The organism is Allokutzneria albata (assembly GCF_900103775.1).
GTDB lineage: Bacteria > Actinomycetota > Actinomycetes > Mycobacteriales > Pseudonocardiaceae > Allokutzneria > Allokutzneria albata.
In genome coordinates, this window is sequence record NZ_LT629701.1 from 7,269,672 (window position 1) to 7,285,969 (window position 16,298).

General features: G+C 70.0%; 14 protein-coding genes. 8 read left to right on the forward strand and 6 right to left on the reverse strand.

What is annotated here, in order from left to right:
* The first annotated feature begins 440 nt into the window (after nucleotides 1-440).
* From BLT28_RS33345 to BLT28_RS33355, 3 genes are all read left to right on the forward strand, one after another.
* Nucleotides 441-1,325, forward strand: a complete 885-nt coding sequence (locus BLT28_RS33345) for a nitroreductase/quinone reductase family protein (RefSeq protein ID WP_030426686.1) — start codon at nucleotides 441-443, stop codon at nucleotides 1,323-1,325.
* 70 nt (nucleotides 1,326-1,395) lie between these two features.
* Complete coding sequence (locus BLT28_RS33350) at nucleotides 1,396-2,556, forward strand: lipase family protein (protein ID WP_052406739.1); 1,161 nt, start codon at nucleotides 1,396-1,398, stop codon at nucleotides 2,554-2,556.
* 58 nt (nucleotides 2,557-2,614) lie between these two features.
* Nucleotides 2,615-4,024: an alpha/beta fold hydrolase gene (locus BLT28_RS33355; RefSeq protein WP_156050394.1), complete on the forward strand. Its 1,410-nt coding sequence runs from the start codon at nucleotides 2,615-2,617 to the stop codon at nucleotides 4,022-4,024.
* Here the strand turns inward: BLT28_RS33355 and BLT28_RS33360 are convergent.
* The 3 genes from BLT28_RS33360 to BLT28_RS33370 all read right to left on the reverse strand — a co-directional run bounded on the left by BLT28_RS33360 (nucleotide 4,021) and on the right by BLT28_RS33370 (nucleotide 9,409).
* Nucleotides 4,021-5,163 (reverse strand): FAD-dependent monooxygenase, encoded by a 1,143-nt coding sequence (locus BLT28_RS33360; RefSeq protein ID WP_043810063.1) that lies wholly within the window; start codon nucleotides 5,161-5,163, stop codon nucleotides 4,021-4,023. The two genes, BLT28_RS33355 and BLT28_RS33360, sit on opposite strands and share 4 nt — an antisense overlap.
* A gap of 9 nt (nucleotides 5,164-5,172) precedes the next feature.
* Nucleotides 5,173-8,511, reverse strand: a complete 3,339-nt coding sequence (locus tag BLT28_RS33365) for an AfsR/SARP family transcriptional regulator (protein WP_162184778.1) — start codon at nucleotides 8,509-8,511, stop codon at nucleotides 5,173-5,175.
* Between the two features lie 118 nt (nucleotides 8,512-8,629).
* On the reverse strand, nucleotides 8,630-9,409 hold the full coding sequence (locus BLT28_RS33370) for a PE-PPE domain-containing protein (RefSeq protein WP_231950507.1): 780 nt from the start codon (nucleotides 9,407-9,409) through the stop codon (nucleotides 8,630-8,632).
* Between the two features lie 124 nt (nucleotides 9,410-9,533).
* Between BLT28_RS33370 and BLT28_RS33375 the strand changes: the two genes are divergently transcribed.
* Both BLT28_RS33375 and BLT28_RS33380 read left to right on the forward strand, forming a co-directional pair.
* A complete protein-coding gene (locus tag BLT28_RS33375; RefSeq protein ID WP_030426680.1) occupies nucleotides 9,534-10,190 on the forward strand; it encodes a TetR/AcrR family transcriptional regulator in 657 nt (218 codons plus the stop codon).
* A complete protein-coding gene (locus BLT28_RS33380; protein ID WP_030426679.1) occupies nucleotides 10,187-11,278 on the forward strand; it encodes an FAD-dependent oxidoreductase in 1,092 nt (363 codons plus the stop codon). Before BLT28_RS33375 ends, BLT28_RS33380 begins: the two co-directional genes overlap by 4 nt.
* On the opposite strand, the gene BLT28_RS33385 is transcribed toward BLT28_RS33380, so the two are convergent.
* From BLT28_RS33385 to vanY-N, 3 genes are read right to left on the reverse strand one after another with little or no spacing between them, the layout of a single operon-like run.
* A complete protein-coding gene (locus BLT28_RS33385; protein WP_030426678.1) occupies nucleotides 11,255-12,691 on the reverse strand; it encodes a sensor histidine kinase in 1,437 nt (478 codons plus the stop codon). The genes BLT28_RS33380 and BLT28_RS33385 overlap by 24 nt on opposite strands.
* Nucleotides 12,688-13,377, reverse strand: coding sequence for a response regulator transcription factor (locus BLT28_RS33390; RefSeq protein WP_030426677.1), 690 nt, complete (start codon nucleotides 13,375-13,377; stop codon nucleotides 12,688-12,690). Before BLT28_RS33390 ends, BLT28_RS33385 begins: the two co-directional genes overlap by 4 nt.
* A gap of 20 nt (nucleotides 13,378-13,397) precedes the next feature.
* Nucleotides 13,398-13,919 (reverse strand): D,D-peptidase/D,D-carboxypeptidase VanY-N, encoded by a 522-nt coding sequence (gene vanY-N / locus BLT28_RS33395; RefSeq protein WP_231950508.1) that lies wholly within the window; start codon nucleotides 13,917-13,919, stop codon nucleotides 13,398-13,400.
* Between the two features lie 234 nt (nucleotides 13,920-14,153).
* On the opposite strand from vanY-N, the gene BLT28_RS33400 reads away from it, so the two are divergent.
* Genes BLT28_RS33400 through rfbB form a run of 3 tightly spaced genes read left to right on the forward strand, consistent with a single transcriptional unit; the run spans nucleotide 14,154 to nucleotide 16,297 of the window.
* Nucleotides 14,154-14,492 carry a hypothetical protein gene (locus BLT28_RS33400; RefSeq protein WP_030426675.1) on the forward strand — a complete coding sequence of 113 codons (339 nt, stop codon included), beginning with the start codon at nucleotides 14,154-14,156 and terminating at the stop codon, nucleotides 14,490-14,492.
* Nucleotides 14,493-14,532: 40 nt separating this feature from the next.
* The gene (locus BLT28_RS33405; protein ID WP_162184777.1) at nucleotides 14,533-15,306 is read left to right on the forward strand and encodes a GntR family transcriptional regulator; all 774 of its coding nucleotides are present in this window, start codon (nucleotides 14,533-14,535) and stop codon (nucleotides 15,304-15,306) included.
* Nucleotide 15,307: 1 nt separating this feature from the next.
* Nucleotides 15,308-16,297 (forward strand): dTDP-glucose 4,6-dehydratase, encoded by a 990-nt coding sequence (gene rfbB, locus BLT28_RS33410; protein WP_030426673.1) that lies wholly within the window; start codon nucleotides 15,308-15,310, stop codon nucleotides 16,295-16,297.
* Nucleotide 16,298: the final 1 nt, after the last annotated feature.

Consider the following 16,298-nt stretch of genomic DNA (forward strand, 5'->3'; position numbering starts at 1 on the left):
CCACGCGCGCGAGGGTGCGTCGATCGGCGAAGCGGCATCGATCCGGCCAAAATTTCTGCAGCGCGTGCAGCATTCCGAAGGGAATGTGAATCGGCTCGTGGTGCTGCTCCTCGCGCCTGTGGTGGCCTATTCACTCAACCGCCGAGCGAGTGGTTCCTGATCGTTGTGCGGTGGTGTCGGTCGAACTGAACCTTGCGCTCCGCACGTCCCATCGTGTTAGTGTCGTGCCGTGCCCCGTATGGGCCTACGCATGGAGGTAGCGGCTTTCTGAGCCACTTCGGGACGGCATGAGGCCGTTCTCCTCGCACTTGGCATCCCCGAACCTTTCGGGGCGTTCGCGCCTTGTCCGAATGCGTAGCCTGCCCGCGGGGTTTTCTCATGCGCGTCCCGTCGTGGTTCTCCGGCCGGTCGATCCATGTGATCAACTGGGAAAGGACCACATGACCGACAGCTCCGACGAGTTCGACTTCACCGACTTCCAACAGAAGATCATCGCCGAATTCCGCGCCAACGGCGGACGTGTCGGCGGGATGTTCGAGGGCGCCACGCTGGCGCTGCTCACCACGACCGGCGCGCGCAGCGGACTGCCCAGGACGAGCCCGCTCGGCTACCTGGAGATCGACGGGCAGCCCGTGGTGATCGCCTCGGCGATGGGCGCGCCGAGCCATCCGGCCTGGTACCACAACATCCGCAAGGACCCCGCCGTGACCGTGGAGATCGGCACCGAGACCTACGAGGCCGTCGCGGGCATCCCGACCGGTGCCGAGCGCGACCGGCTCTTCGCCAAGGCCGTCGAGCAGGCACCGGGCTACGGCGACTACCAGGAGAAGACAACGCGGGTGATCCCCGTGGTGACGCTGCACCGGGTCGACGCCGGGGCCGGGGGGCTCGGTGGCTTTCTGGTGGAGGTGCACGACTGGCTGCGGGCCGAGCTGGCCACGCTGCTCGACGAGGTCGACGAGATCGTGGCCGGACGCGCGTCGGGGGACCTCGTCGTGCAGCTGCGTGCGCACTGCCTGGAGTTCTGCGGGGCGCTGTCCAAGCACCACACCGGCGAGGACCACGGCGCGTTTCCGATGCTGGCGCAACGGTTCCCCGCGCTCGCGCCCGCGTTGGAGAAGCTGGGCGATGACCACAAGACCGTGGCGCGGCTGCAGGAGGAGATCACCAGTCTCGTCGAGGGCTACACGCCGGGCGAGAGCGATCCGGTGCGACTGCGCGAGGAGCTGAGCACCCTGACGGCCCTCCTCGAAGCCCACTTCGCCTACGAGGAGAAGACGGTTGTCACGGCGCTGAACGCGCTGAGCCCGGCGCCACAAGGGTAGGGCTGGCCCCAGGGGAGGTCGGGGGCGGACATCATGTCGATGCCGTCCCCGGCCCGACAGGCTGTTTCCCATGTCCGTCAAGCACGTCACGGCCGCCACCCTGATCCTGGCGGTCGCCGCCTGCGCACCGGCGCGACAGCCGGTCCCGGAAGTGCGCGGATCGATCGTCTCCACGACTCCGGTGGCCGACCTGCAACCCGCGGACGTCACGAAGTCCCTGCAGGCAGCCAAGTTCGACCCGGCGGACGTCCGATACGGGGTGACCGCGTACCGGGTGCTCTACCGAACGATCGGCACGAAGGGGGAGCCCACCACGGCCACCCAGCTCGTCGCCTTCCCGAAGAACGAGGACAGCGACCTGCGTCCGGTGTCCTGGCTGCACGGCACGACGGTGTACCGAGCGGACGTGGCCTCGGTGAAGCCGGAGTCCAGCGACCGCGCCGCCGCCTTCCTGATCGCGTCGACGGGACGTGCGGTGTCGGCACCGGACTACCTGGGGCTCGGAGAGGGGCCGGGGCACCATCCGTACGGACACGTCGAAGCGACGATCTCGTCCACGTTGGACGCTCTGCGGGCGATGCGGGAACTGGCGCGGCAACAAGGGAAAACGGTGGACGAGCGCGTGCTGATCAGCGGCTTCTCCCAGGGTGCGCCGGCGACGATGATGCTGGGCCGCGCCCTCCAGGAAGGCGCTGACCCGTACTTCACCCCGGCCGGGCTCGCGCCGGTCGGCGGGCCGTTCCAGGTGAGCCGGTTCGAGGCCGACGCCGCCGCGGACAAGGTGGCGAGGGCATCGCTGTACCTGGCCTACTTCGCCATCGCGTGGGACCGCGTGTACGACATCTACGGGTCACCGCGGAACGTCTTCCGCGAGCCCTACGCGGCACAGGTGGAAGCTCTGTTCGACGGCAGCCACACGACCCAGGAGATCGCGAAAGCCCTGCCGCCCCGATCACAGGACCTCTTCACGGGGGAATTCCTCCGTGAGGTGCAGAACCCCACCGGGAAGCTGCGCGATCTGCTCCGCGCCGCCGATGCCTCATGTGACTGGGCGCCAACGGTTCCCGTGCACATCTACCACGCGTCCGGCGATCGCGACATCGCCTTCCACCACGCCGAGCACTGCCGGAGCCGCCTCAAGACCAAGGGCGAGTTGACCGATGTCGGCGACGCGGACCACAACGGCAGCGTGCGCAGGGCACTTCCGTTGATCCTCCGGGAATTCCCCTGAGGCGGTGTACGCCCTTCAGCAGATGTCATGCGGAACGACCCGGACCTAGGTTCGCGACGTGAAGAGAGCATTGATTCTCACCACGGTGCTGACCTGCACCGTCGTCACCCCGGCGACGGCGGCTCCCGGGCTCGACTGGAAGCCCTGTGACGGCATGGAGTGCGTGACGATCTCCGTGCCGCTGGACCACGGGAAGCCGCACGGGAGGAAGATCTCGCTGAAGCTCGCCCGCGTCCGCGCGACCGGTCCCGACAGGCGGATCGGCTCGGTGATCATGAACCCCGGCGGGCCGGGCGGGAACGGGATCGGAACCCTGAAGCGGGCACTGCCCAACTTCACCGAGCTACGGCGGCACTTCGACGTCGTGGCCTTCGACCCGCGCGGCTTCCCCGCGAGCGACCACCTGTCCGAGGAACACTGCCTGAGGACCGGGCCGTTCGTCTCGATCCCGCGGACGCGGGAGGAGTTCGACGCGGCGGTGGCGGAGAACAGGGGGCAGTTCGTCCGGTGCCGGGAGGCCGATCCCGCGTTCTTCGACAACATGAACTCGGCCAACGTGGCCCGCGATGTCGAGGCGATCCGCGCGGCGGTGGGGGACAGGCAGCTGAACTTCCTGGCCAACTCCTACGCCGGGGTCATCGCGGCGTCCTACGCGCGGCTGTTCCCGCAGCGCGTTCGCACGATGTTCCTGGACAGCACGTCCGACCACATCGCCGACCGGACGACCCAGGACGAGGAGGCGATCAAGGGCAGCGAGAAGGCGTTCGGCCACTTCGCGGAGTGGTGCGCGAAGACGAGCAGCTGCAAGCAGCACGGGCAGAACGTCTCGAAGATCTGGACCGACCTGATCGCCGAGGCCGAGAAGGCGCCCATCCCGGCCAAGGGCAGCAACCCGCCGGTCAGCATCTCGGCCCGGGATCTGATCCTGGTCGGGCCGATGTTCGTGGTCAACACCGAGAAGTGGCAGGACTTCTCCGACGCGGTCGACAAGGCCCGCAGCGGTGACTCGATCGGCTTCGCACCGGCGTTCTTCGGCGGAGCCCGGCCGTTCGGCGCCGCCGCGTCCCTGGCGGTGGAGTGCGCGGACCACCCGGGGCTGCGGACCTACGAGGAGTACCAGGCCCTCTACGAGCGCGAGCGGAAGCTGTCGCCGCACTTCCCGGGCAACCGGACCGGCCGCCACACGTTCTGCCTGGGATTCCCGGGCGAGGTCGGCAACCCGAACCGCCCGATCGACCCCAAGGGGCTTCCGCCGGTGCTCGGAGCAGCCGACTGGCGCGAGCTGTTCCGGGTGCGCGACGTGACCGACCGGATTCCGGGCTCGCTGACGATCGAGGTGTCGGGCAAGGCCGCGCACGGCCACTACCTCAACTACGGCAACCGGTGCGTGATCAGGCACGCCGACCGCTACTTCGTGGAGAAGGTGTTGCCGCCCAAGGGAACCACCTGCACGCCGAGCATCCCCTAGGAGACGGGTTCGGCCCAGTCGATGTGGTGTTCGTAGAGCCAAGTCTGGTAAGCCTGCCTCCGCCGTGTCACGTCGGCCAGTTCCGCCTCGCTCATCGGGGCGCCACCCTTTCTGGTGGCGTCCCGTTCGGCGCTGTTGGCCACGAGGTGTTCGACGCGGTCCCGGCGGAGGCTCTCGTAGACCGGAAAACCCTTGTCCGGCGGGAGGTCCCGGAGGCACCTCGCCAGGGTCACCGCGTCTTCGAGTGCCATCGAGGCGCCCTGGCCCGCCGCAGGCGATGCGGCGTGCGCGGCGTCCCCGGCCAGCACCATGCGCTCGGTGTGCCAGTTCGGCGTGGTCGGGATGTCGTAGACGTTGCTGCCGATGACCTCGCCGTCCGTGGACTGGATGATCTCCACTACCGGGAAGTCGTCGTCGGCGAAGAAGGCGCTGGCGTGGTCCTTCCACTGCTGCGGCGTCATACCGGCGAGGTCCAGCTCCGGGCCGGGAAGGCGGCTGAACCACCAGGTCTGCCCGTTCGGCACGCCGATGTAGCCGAACGCGGCACGGGCGCCGTGGACGAAGGTGTAGGTGTTGGGCTCTTCGCGGGGCCGAGCCGGGGCATAGCCGTAGACGACGTTCAGCCCGGTGTACCTGGCGGGCGGGGCCTCGGGGTTGATGATTGCGCGAGCCGTGGAGTGCGTGCCGTCCGCCGCGATGAGCACATCGCCTTCCGCGGTGCTGCCGTCCGCGAACGTCGCGACCACGCCGTCGGCGTTCTCCGTCGTGGACACCAGGCGTTTGCTGTGCTCCACGCGGATGCCGCGCTTCGCTGCCTCGGCGTGCAGCACCTGGTAGAGCGCGGCGCGGCGCAACGTCCTCGGTCCCTGGCTGTAGGTCCGTGCGCTGATCTCGCGCCCGGCTCCGGTGACCAGGCGAACGCCCTGTGCGGGGTAGGAGTGCTCGGCCACCACGTGGTCGAGGTCGACGGCCGCCAACGCGTTCATCCCGTTGTGCATGATCGTGAAGAACGCGCCGGCGTCATCGGCACCGGTCGGGTAGGACTCGTAGACGACCGAGCCGACACCCGCCTTGTGCAGGGCGATCGCGGCGACCGTGCCCGCGATGCCACCGCCGATGATGACGGCCTTCTCGACCATGCTTCCCCCTCAACGAGCTTTGCGCACGTGCTGCGGGAGCTCGCCGCGCGCCGTGATGGCGTGGTCGCGCAGAGCCCGCGCGCCGCACGCCGTGAACAGCTTGGCGCTCGCGGTCAGTTCGGTCAACGCGCGGTCGTGCTGACCGACGTTGCTCAAGCTCACTCCGGCGCGGAGCCTCGCCCGGCCTTCCTCCAAGCGGAACCCGTTGGTGTGGAAGGTTTCCGCCGCGTTCAGCGCGAGCTCGGCGGAGCGGTCCGGATCGGCCAGGGTCAGCGCGTGGGCGCGGATGAGGCAGGCCATCGCGGCGTTGGTCTCGTGTGCGGGGTGCCGGACCCGCTCCGCGCGCTCGGCCCACTCCGCCGCCTCTTCGGGGCGTCCCCTGGCGGCCTCGGCGTAGGCCAGCGCCTCCAGCAGCACGAGCATCTCCGTCTCGTCCCGGGCGACGAACTCGTAGTCCTCGCAGGCGTTGCGGACGCTGTCCCGCCCGGCGTCGACATCACCGGCGTAGACCATCGCCAGTCCCGGCCCGCAGCGAGCCATGATCGCCCGCCAGTCCCGGCGGGCCTCGGCGCTGCGGGCGGCCTCGATGCCCAGCCTCAGCGCGTTGTCGTGGTCACCGAGCCAGCTCAGGACCAGCGAGTGCGCCGACAGCGCCATCGACATCGTCTCCGGCAGACCGACCAGCCGTGCGCGCTCGACGGCCTCGGTCGCCAGTGCCGCGGCCTCGGCCAGGTGCCCCATCCGCCCCAGCGCGAACGCCTTCTCGGAGTAGACGGTGGCCGTGACGTGGTGCTCGATCACGTAGTTCTGCATGCAGGTCCTGGCCAGCTCGGCCGTGTAGTCCAGCCGCGCCAGCCCGCGCTCGACGCGCCCCGCCAGCACCTCGGTCCAGCACAACCAGGACAGGGCCTCGATCCACAGCGCGTGCTCCTGCGCGGACATCTTCGTCAACCGCTCGTCGGCGATGTCCAGCCAGTCCCGCGCTTTCGGGATGTCGCCGCCGAGGTAGGCCGACATCGCCCGCAGGACGGCGAGCGCGAACCGCATCGCCGCGTCCAGCTCCATCCCGTCCAGCTGGTCCAGCATCAGCCCCGACCCCGCGGCGTCCCCCGTGGTGAGGTGTTCGACGGCCAGTCTCAGGTGCAGCGCCGCGGCTTCGGCGGAACTGTTGTCCGGCAACCTGTGCAGCTCGCCGAGCAGCAGCGACTTGGCCCGGCCCGGCGAGCCGAACATGCGTTCCACGGTCGCGCACAGCATCGCCGCGATCATCCGGCGCATGCCGTCCTCGCCGGGGATCATCGCCAGCAGCCGCCTGGTGGACTCGACCCCTTCCGCCCCCTGGCCGTCGAGGCACTGCGCGAACGCCAGCAGCATCAGCATCTGCAGCCGCACCGGCTCGGCCTCCGGGCCGTCCGGAACCAGCTTCTGCGCGGCGGAGAGGTTGGGGCGCTCGGTCTTGAGCCAGCTCGTCCCGCGCTCGTAGGAGGCGAACTCCGGCAGACCTGTCGTGATCTCATCTGTCCTAAAAGGACGATCGGTGACGCCTTCGATGGGAACGCCCATCTGCGCCGCACTGGTACCGGCCGTGCAGTAGTAGCCCAGCACCCGATCGGTGGCCGCGGCGCGCTCGGCTTCTGTCTCCTCGGCGAAGGCGACGGTGCGCGCGTGCTCGCGGAGCAGGTCGTGCAGCTGGTAGCGGCCGGGGGCGGGCTGGGTGAGCAGGTGCACGTCCAGCAGCTGCTCAAGGCCCTCCTCGGCCTCGGTGAACGGAGTGCCGGTCAGCGCTCCCGCGAGGTAGGCGTCCCAGTGCGGACCGGGAACCAGGCCGAGCAGGCGGAACAGGCGCCGCTGCTCGGGCGGGAGATCGTGGTAGGACAAGGAGAACGCCGCCGCGACACTGCGATCGCCGACCGTGAGTTCCGACAGCCTGCGCCGCTCGTCCCGCAGCCGCTCGGCGAGGTGGGCCACCGACCACGCGGGGCGGGAGCGCAGCCGGGCCGCCGCGATGCGCAGGGCCAGCGGCAGATATCCGCACAGCTGAGCCACTTCCTCGATCGCCACGGGTTCGGCGTCAGCCCGTTGCCTGCCGATGATCCTGGTCAGCAGCGCGATCGCGTCGGCCCGCGGCAGCAGCTCGAGGGAGATGGAGCAGGCGGTGTCCAGGTCGGCGAGGCGGCGCCTGCTGGTGACCAGCGTCAGCGAACCGGCCGTGCCCGGCAGCAACGGCCGCACCTGCGCCGCGGTCGCTGCGTTGTCGAGCACCACGAGCACCTTGCGCTGCGCGAGTTCCGCCCGCCAGCGGGATGCGCGCTCCTCGACGGAGTCGGGGATCTGCTCGACCGACACGCCGACAGCGCACAGCAGGCTGCCCAGCGCGGCCGCGGGCTCCATCGGCTGCCGTCCCTCGGTGTAGCCGTGCAGGTCCAGGAAGAGCTGCCCGTCGGGGTAGCGGTCGGCCAGCTGGTGGGCGGCCCGCAAGGCCAGCGTGGTCTTGCCGATGCCCGCCATCCCGTCGATCGCGGAGATCACCACCGTGGTGCCCGAGCTGGTGTCGAGCAGCCGCTGGATCTCGTCCGCGCGCCCGGTGAAGTCGGCGACGTCACCGGGGAGATCGCTGCGCGGAGCGGTGAGCGCGAGCGCCGGGTCCTCGCGCAGGATCTGCTGGTGCAGCCTGCGCAGCGCGGGTCCCGGGTCGGTGCCCAGCTCTTCGGCGAGGCAGTTGCGGACGTACTCGTAGCGCGTCAACGCCTCTGCCTGGCGGCCGCAGCGGTAGAGCGCGAGCATCAGCTGCCCGGCCAGCCGTTCGTCGAGCGGGTGCTGTTCGGCCCGCGCGGTCAGGGGGAGCACCAGGTCGGCGTGCTGGCCGCAGCGCAGTCGGACGTCGGTGTGGTCCAGCTCGGCGGCGGCGCGTTCGGCCTCCAGCGTCGTGCGGACCGTGGTCAGCCACGCGGTGTCCAGCCCCGCGAAGGGCTCGCCGTGCCACAGCTCCAGCGCCTGGTCGTAGAGGGCCAGCGCGCGCTCGTCCTCGGCGGAGCGGGCCTGGGCGAGCAGCTGCCGGAACCGGTGCAGGTCCACCGACCGCTCGTCGGCGACGAGCACGTAGCCGCCCGGGCTCCGGTTGATCTCCAGCCCGGCGGTGCGCAGGCGGGCCAGGTAGCCGTGCAGCGCGTTGCGGGCACTGGTCGGCGGGCAGTCGCCCCAGACCCGCTCGATCAGCTGCTCCGCCGAGACCGGCCGGTTCGCCTCGACCAGCAGCGAGACCAGCACGCACTGCCGCCGGGCGTGGCCGACGTCGACGAGCTGGTCGTCCACCCGGGCCTCGACACCACCAAACAGGCGAAACCGCACCGCCACTCGGCCCCCTCCGCACGGATCAACCGGTCGACGACAAGTCTGCCGCCGACCGGTTGTCCAGCACAGGGTTTTCAGTGAGACCCAGCAGGTGTTTCCGGGAATCTTCCTCGCATCAGCCCGTCGGCCACGGCGGGCGGCAGTTCTGCCGGGGCAGGTGCACCGAGGCGTTGGTGAACACGCCGTCGGCGATGGTGTCGCCCATGATCGAGCGGCGGTCCGCCGGGCGGGTCCACTGGTAGCACTGGTGCTGGGCGAAGTAGCCGCCCGGCGCCTCCAGGGTGTCGAAATGGCAGACACCGTCGGTCTCGATGCAGTAGCGGATGTAGGGAATCCCGCCGAAATCGGTCCGGCCGGGACCGAAGGAAATGTAGCCGCCGAACGGGGAGGGCAGTCCCATTCCGGCGGGAACGATGGCGCTGATGCCCCGCCCGGGCGGCCCGACCGGCTGCATCGGGTCGGCGAACAGCTTCGCCCGGAAGCGCGACTTGTCCACGCCGAGGCGGCCGTCGGCGATGTCGTTGAGCACCTTGTTGGCCACGAGCGCGCCCTGGGAGTACCCGACGACGGTGAACGTGGCCCTCGGGTTCTCCCTGAAGGAGTCCGTGACCACGCGCTTCGCCACGTCGTGCCCGATCGCGACGCTGCGGTCCATCGGCGTCTGGTCGCAGCCGGGCAGACCGGCCGCACCCGCCGGGTAGTGCACGACCTTCCGGATGCCTCCGCGCAGCCAGGCGTTGTCGTACACGTTTGCGGCACCGTCGCAGGTGCCGCCGATGAGAATGTAGTAATTGGCCCCCTGGGCCTGTGCAGTCGACGTGGTCGCCCCGAACAAACCGGCGACGAGCGTCGCTACAGCCGCGCCGACCAGGGCGGCGCGTCTGGTCTTCTTCACGTTTTTCCCTTTCCTCTTCCCATGAATGGGAATGCGCGGCGAGACGCTAGCCAGGACCCCTGAAATCCGGGTGAAACCACAGGACGAACTTGTTCGTGACGAACATGTTCGTTACGGTGGAGCCGTGACCGCATCCCGCAGCCGCCGCGAACGCCCCGCCAAACCCGCCCTGACCAGGGAGGGCATCGTCGCGGCGGCGGTGGAGATCATGCGGGCCGGCGGCCTGGGGAAAGTCACCATGCGCCGCCTCGCCGAGGCGCTGGACACCGGCCCGGCCTCGCTCTACGTCTACGTCCGCAACACCGCCGAGCTGCACGCGGCCGTCCTCGACGAGCTGCTGGGCACCGTCGAGCCGCCCGCGGCGACCGGGGACTGGCGCACGCGCCTGGAGCGGGTGCTCACCTCGTACACGCTGGTGCTGTTCGAGCACCCCGGCCTCGCCCAGGCCGCGCTGATGTCCCGCCCGAGCGGCCGCAACTACCTGAACCTGTTGGAGAACCTGCTGGCACTGCTCGACGAGGGCGGGGTGCCGCCCGAGCGGGCGGCGTGGGGCGTCGACCTGCTGCTCCAGCGCGCCACCGCGGTCGCGACCGAGCACTCGGAAGGGGCGCAGGACATCTCGGGCCTGGCCGAGGAACTGCACAACGCCTCCGAGCGAACCCACCCGCGGATCGCCGCGCTCGCCACCGAGCTGCTGTCCGGCGACCCGCGAACCCGGCTGTCCTGGGGCTTCCAGGTGCTGATCAACGGCATCCTGCACACACACCGGAGCGACACGTGAACATCACCATCGTCGGCGCCGGCCTGGGTGGACTCACCCTCGCCCGCGTCCTGCACGTGCACGGCGTCGAGGCCACAGTCCTCGAACTCGACGCGTCCCCGACTGCCCGCACCCAGGGCGGAATGCTCGACATCCACGAAGATTCCGGTCAGGCGGCGCTGCGTGCTGCCGGACTCCACGAGGAGTTCCGCACGCTCATCCACCCCGGCGGCGAGGCCATGCGCATCCTCGACAAGCACGCCGTGGTCCACCTGGACGAGCCTGACGACGGTCGCGGCGGTCGCCCAGAGGTCGATCGTGGCGCGCTGCGCGATCTCCTGTTGGGGTCCGCGCCGCCGGTTCGGTGGGGCGTGAAGGTCACGTCGGCGCGTCCGCTGGGCGACGGTCGGCACGAAGTGCTGCTCGCGGACGGCTCGTCCATCACGACCGATCTGCTCGTCGGCGCGGACGGCGCGTGGTCGCGCATCCGTCCGCTGGTCTCTCCGGTTTCGCCCAGCTACACAGGCGTTTCCTTCGTCGAGTTCGACCTGCTCGCCGATCGCCACCCGGTCGCTGCCGACCTCATCGGCGGCGGTTTCTTCTTCGCGCTCGGCGCGGACAAGGGCTTCCTCGCCCATCGCGAGCCCGACGGCAGCCTTCACGTCTACACCGCGCTCACCGTGCCCGAGGACTGGCACAGAAGTGCCGATGCCATCGACAAAACGGCTCTGTTGAGGCATTTCGCCGATTGGGACCCGCGACTGCGAGCCCTGATCGCCGACGCGGACAGCGCACTCACGCCACGTCCGATCTACGCGTTGCCCGTGGGGCACAGGTGGCCTCGTGTCCCAGGTGTCACCTTGCTCGGTGATGCCGCGCACTTGATGTCGCCGTTCGCGGGGGAGGGGGCCAACCTCGCCATGTTCGACGGGGCCTCGCTCGGCGAAGCGATCGCCGCGAACCCCGGTGACGTCGAGGCCGCGCTGACCGCTTACGAGCGAAACCTCTTCCCCCGCAGCGAATCCGCGGCCACGGCGTCCGCCCAGGGCTTGGTCGTGTGCTTCGACCAGGACGCGCCGCGAGGTCTACTCGACCAGTTCGCCGCCTGACCGGACTCGCGGGACGACCAAGGTGAACACCGCACCGTCCACATTGGTCACATCGATGTGGCCGCCGTGCAGAACCGCGTTCTCGTAAGCGATCGCGAGCCCCAAGCCGCTGCCCTCGGTGTGCTGCCGAGCGCGGTCGCCGCGGACGAAGCGGTCGAACACGTACGGCGCCAGGTCATCGGGCAACCCCGGCCCTGAGTCGGCCACCACGACCCGGACCCAGTCGGTCCCGCGCCCGTCGATCGTCACCGTGATGGGCTGCCCGCCGTGGCGCAGCGCATTGGTGAGCAGGTTGCGGACGATCGTGTGCAACCGCCGGGGATCGCCCGTCATCGCGGCGTCGCCGAGGGTGCTCAGACCGATCTCCACCTCGGGCGCGGTCATGGCGATCGCGTCCGCCACGAGCGCGGTCAGGTCGAGCGGTTCCGGTCGGAAGTCGGCCGCTCCGGCGTCGAAGCGGGACATCTCCAGCAGGTCCTCGACGAGGGCGCTCAGCCGCCGCACCTGCGTGCCGACCAGTTCCGCGGAGCGCTCCCGATCATCGGGATCGGCGCTGCGCAGGCTCTCGGTCGCGGCCAGCATCGACGCCAGCGGCGTGCGCAGGTCGTGCGCCACGTCGGCCACGAACCGGCGCTGTTGCTGGTCTTTGCGACGGAGCTGGGCGATGGACTCGCTGAGCTGGTGCGCCATCGTGTTGAAGGACATGGCCAGGTCGGCCAGCTCATCGCGACCCCGCACCGGCAAACGCGTGTCCAAGGCCCCGGAACCCAGCCGCTGCGCCGCGGTCGCCGCGATCCGCACACGGCGCTGGATCCGCCGTGCGGCGAGGATTCCGGCGGCGGCGCCGAGCACCACCACGACGAGCGCGACCACCAGGAGCTGGCGCCGGAGCTGGGCGAGTTCGGAGTCCAGCTTCTTGGTCGTGTAGGTCTCCACCAGCAGCAGATCCGAGTTGACCGGTCCCATGAGCACGAGCCGCGTGTCGCCGTGGATCGTGGCCCACGAGGCCGCAGATCGCTGCCCCTGGGCCGGTTCGACCTGGTTGGCGGGCCACCTCTGGTTCCCGAGGCCGGGCGAGGCGGCCACCGAGGTGTACTCGCCGCGCACCCACCGGGAGACCGGGCCGGAGGTCGGCTTGAGGTTGATCACCGCCCAGCCGGACAGGCCGAGCCTGCCCTCCATGTACTCCGCGACCTTGTCCACTTCGGACCCGGTCGGCGCCGTCTTGACGATGAACTGGCGCGCCTGTTGCGCGTCGGACTCGAAGCTCGCGTGGGCGGAGGCGCTGAACCTGTCGAGCGTCGCTCCCACCTGCAGCCGGTAGGTCACCAGCGCCACGACCCCGGTCGCCACGAGCGTGACCATGACGACCGTCAGCGCGATGCTGGCGCGCAGCCCGGGCTGCCACCTCACGGCGGGTCCAGGCGGTAGCCGAACCCGCGCACCGTGCGCAGCAACCTCGGCTTGCCCGGGTCCGGCTCGATCTTCCCGCGCAGCCGGGCCACCGCCGCGTCGACCAGGCGCGAGTCCCCGGCGTAGCCGTAGTCCCACACCCTGCGGAGGAGGGCCTGCCTGCTCAGCACCTGACCGGGGTGGTCGGCGAACTCCATCAGCAGTCGCATCTCGGTCGCGGTCAGCCGCAGCTCCACCCCGTCCTTGGTGACGGTCATGGCTTCGCGGTCGATCTCCAGCCCGCCGAGCGCGCGCACGCCCTGGCGCTGCGGCGGCACGGGCGCGATGCGGCGCAGGATCGTCTTCACCCTGGCGTCCAGCACTCGGGGTTCGACCGGCTTCACCACGTAGTCGTCGGCACCGCCCTCCAGACCGACCACCATGTCCACCGGATCGCTGCGCGCGGTCAGCAACAGCACCGGGACCGTGTCCCGCGCGCGGATGCGCCTGCACACCTCGAACCCGTCGATGCCGGGCAACATGACGTCCAGCAGGACCACGTCGATGGGCGTGCGGCGTTCGAGCACCACGTCCAGGGCGTGCTCCCCGGTGGGGGAGACCTCGACCTCGTGCCCGAGCCCGCGCAGGGCCCGCGACAAGGCCTCGGCGAGCACGGCGTCGTCCTCGACGAGCAGCAACCGGGGCACCGAGAACTCCTTGCCGACGATCAACAGGTGGCCGAATGGTAGGGCGCCGCGCCCGGGTGCGGCATCCGCACGGGCGGCCTGCCGTCCGTTTCCGGGCGGTACTCGAAGTGCCACCATTCGTTGTCGTAGGTCCGGTACAGGTCGTAGCGGCCGCCGTGCAGCTCCAGCCAGTACGCGCCTTCCGTCGGCCGCACGTCCATCGCGATTCCGCGCACGTGGCTCGACTCCTCCGGCGGCAGAACCGTTCGCCGGGCCGCGCCCCAGGAACCGCTCCTGCGCACCTCCTCCATGAACATGCGGTACTGCTCGGCCGCGTCGCGGTGCCCCGACGTCAGCCCGATGAGCTGGCCGTCCTGCCAGAAGGCTTGCGTCCGGGCCGCCTCGAACGCCTTCCGAGCGCGCGGGTCCAGCCCGTCCAGGTTCTCCGTGGGATATCTCAGGCGCAGCGCCCACTGGCACGCGAGGTGGCGCGCTCGCCCGGGAGCGCGGACGAACGCCACCGGCAGCATCAACACGGCGAGCACCCGCGTGCCCACCCTCATCAGACGGTCACGGGGACGATCAGGAATGGCACGGGATTCGGTCATGCCTCCAAGATCCGAGCCGACCTTTCCGGCCTGTTCGCCGTTCTGTCACGAATCCTCGACCAACTGTCACAGTTCCGCACGGCCCAGCTCACCCGATCAAGTGAGTCGCCCAGACCACTCCAACTCCTCCGCCCGGGGCGGCATCACACCTCACGTCAACGCGAAACACCAAGAGGGAGTTGCTCCACCATGAGGAAGATCCAGCGCACGCTCGGCCTGGCCGTTCTGGCCGCGACCTCGCTCGCCGTCGTGACCGCCGGAACCGGCAACGCCGTGCCTCCCAAGCTCACCGTCACGGTGACGGAAGGTTCCGTGGACCTCAGCGGCGGCTGCCCGAACGAGGCTCCCAAGGCGCACGGCTGGTACGGCTTCGTCGACGGCACCGAGCCCGAGGAGATCAAGGAGATGACCTACGCCAACGGCACGTGGTCGACCTTCTTCACCAACGTGAAGCCCGGCACCTACATCGCCGTCATGGCCTGCGACGGCGAGCAGGAGACCGCCACCCAGCGCTTCGTCGTCGAGTAGCAGCCCCTGCCCCACTGTTCGGGCCTGTATGATACAGGTTATGACAGGTTCGCGATCGCAGTGGTTGGCCGGTGAGCTGCGAGAACGGGTCGCGCTCGGCGACTACGGGGCGTCCGGGGCACTGGAGAGCGAAGCCGAACTGGGGCGCCGGTACGACGTGAGCCGCGTGACCGTGCGGCGGGCACTGGAACAGCTCCGCGCGGAAGGCCTGCTGGTCTCCCGCAAGGGAGCGGGCTGGTACGTCGTTTCCGGCGCCTCTTTCGGCCAGTCGCTGGCGCTGGGCACCTTCCAGCACGCCGGATCGGCGGTCGCCGAGGCCGGTGTCCCGCTCACGCGCACGGTCGTCGAATACGGCTACGGCACCCCGCCCGGTAGCGTCGCCGGTGTCCTGGACCTGCCCGGCGGCACGGAAACCCTGCGCGTCCAAGCGTTGCGACGAACCGATTCGACGCCGCTGGACGTGGTCACCGAGTGGGTGCCGCTGGCGCTCGCCGCCCCGGTCAGCCGCGCGGACGCCGAGGACCCCGGCATCTGGGAAACCTTGCGCCGCAACGGACATCAGATCGCCGTGGTCCGCCAGAGCATCACCGCCACGGCCGCCTTGCAGCGCATCGCGGAGCTGCTCGAGGTCCCTGCCGCCACACCGGTGCTGCTCGTCCGCCGTCTCGCCGTCGGGCCGGACGACAAACCCATTGCCCTGTCGGAACACCGCTACCTCGGGCACCGGTTCCGGCTGGAGGTGGAGTTCCGCGGCTGGCCCGCCGCCGAACCACCAGGGGTCGCGCCGATCACCGGCGTCGAACAGGAAGGCTGACATGCGTCTGCTCGTCACCGGCGCTGCCGGATTCATCGGTTCCCACTTCGTCCGCCATCGGGTGCACGAGCACCCGGGCGACAGCATCATCGCGCTGGACGCCCTGACCTACGCGGGCACCGAGACCAACCTGGCCGACGTTCGCGAGCAGATCACCTTCGTGCACGCCGACATCGCCGATGCCGAGCAGGTGTTGCACGACCACGGTGTCGACGTGGTCGTCAACTTCGCCGCCGAGTCGCACAACAGCCTCGCCATCCTCGACCCCGGACGGTTCTTCCGCACGAATGTGCTTGGCACACAAGCGCTTCTGGAGGCCGCGCGCCGGTTCGGCGTCGAACGCTTCCACCACATCTCCACCTGCGAGGTCTACGGCGACCTGGCGCTGGACGCCGAGCAGGCCTTCACCGAGGAGTCGCCCTACCGGCCGCGCACCCCGTACAACGCCAGCAAGGCAGGCGCCGACCACGCGGTGCGCGCGTACTACGAGACGTTCGGCTTGCCGGTCACCATCACCAACTGCGCCAACAACTACGGCTCCCACCAGTTCCCGGAGAAGGTGCTGCCGCTGTTCACCACCAAGGCGCTGGACGGCAAGCCGTTGCCGGTCTACGCGTCCAAGGACAACCGGCGGGAATGGATCCACGTGCTGGACCACGTCCGCGCCATCGACGCCGTGCTCGACCGAGGCCGGATCGGCGAGACCTACCACGTGGGCACCGGTGTCGAAGCCAGCGTCGAGCAGATCGCGAACCTGGTGCTCGACGAACTGGACCTGCCCGCGTCGCTGAAGCAGGAGGTGCCTGACCGCCCCGGTCACGACCGCCGCTACCTGCTGGACTCCACCAAGATCCGCCGAGAGCTGGGTTGGGAATACTCCGTGGAGTTCGAGGCCGGAGTGCGTGAGACTGTCCGCTGGTACGCCGACAACCGCGCGTGGTGGGAGCCGCTGCGCGGTCGTTCACCGGTGACCGAGGGCGCGTGGGGGTAGG

Coding starts and splice junctions, on each gene's coding strand:
- BLT28_RS33345 (WP_030426686.1), top strand. CDS start 441: ATGACCGACAGCTCCGACGAGTTCGACTTCACCGACTTCCAACAGAAG.
- BLT28_RS33350 (WP_052406739.1), top strand. CDS start 1,396: ATGTCCGTCAAGCACGTCACGGCCGCCACCCTGATCCTGGCGGTCGCC.
- BLT28_RS33360 (WP_043810063.1), bottom strand. CDS start 5,163: ATGGTCGAGAAGGCCGTCATCATCGGCGGTGGCATCGCGGGCACGGTC.
- vanY-N (WP_231950508.1), bottom strand. CDS start 13,919: ATGAGGGTGGGCACGCGGGTGCTCGCCGTGTTGATGCTGCCGGTGGCG.
- BLT28_RS33400 (WP_030426675.1), top strand. CDS start 14,154: ATGAGGAAGATCCAGCGCACGCTCGGCCTGGCCGTTCTGGCCGCGACC.
- BLT28_RS33405 (WP_162184777.1), top strand. CDS start 14,533: ATGACAGGTTCGCGATCGCAGTGGTTGGCCGGTGAGCTGCGAGAACGG.
- rfbB (WP_030426673.1), top strand. CDS start 15,308: ATGCGTCTGCTCGTCACCGGCGCTGCCGGATTCATCGGTTCCCACTTC.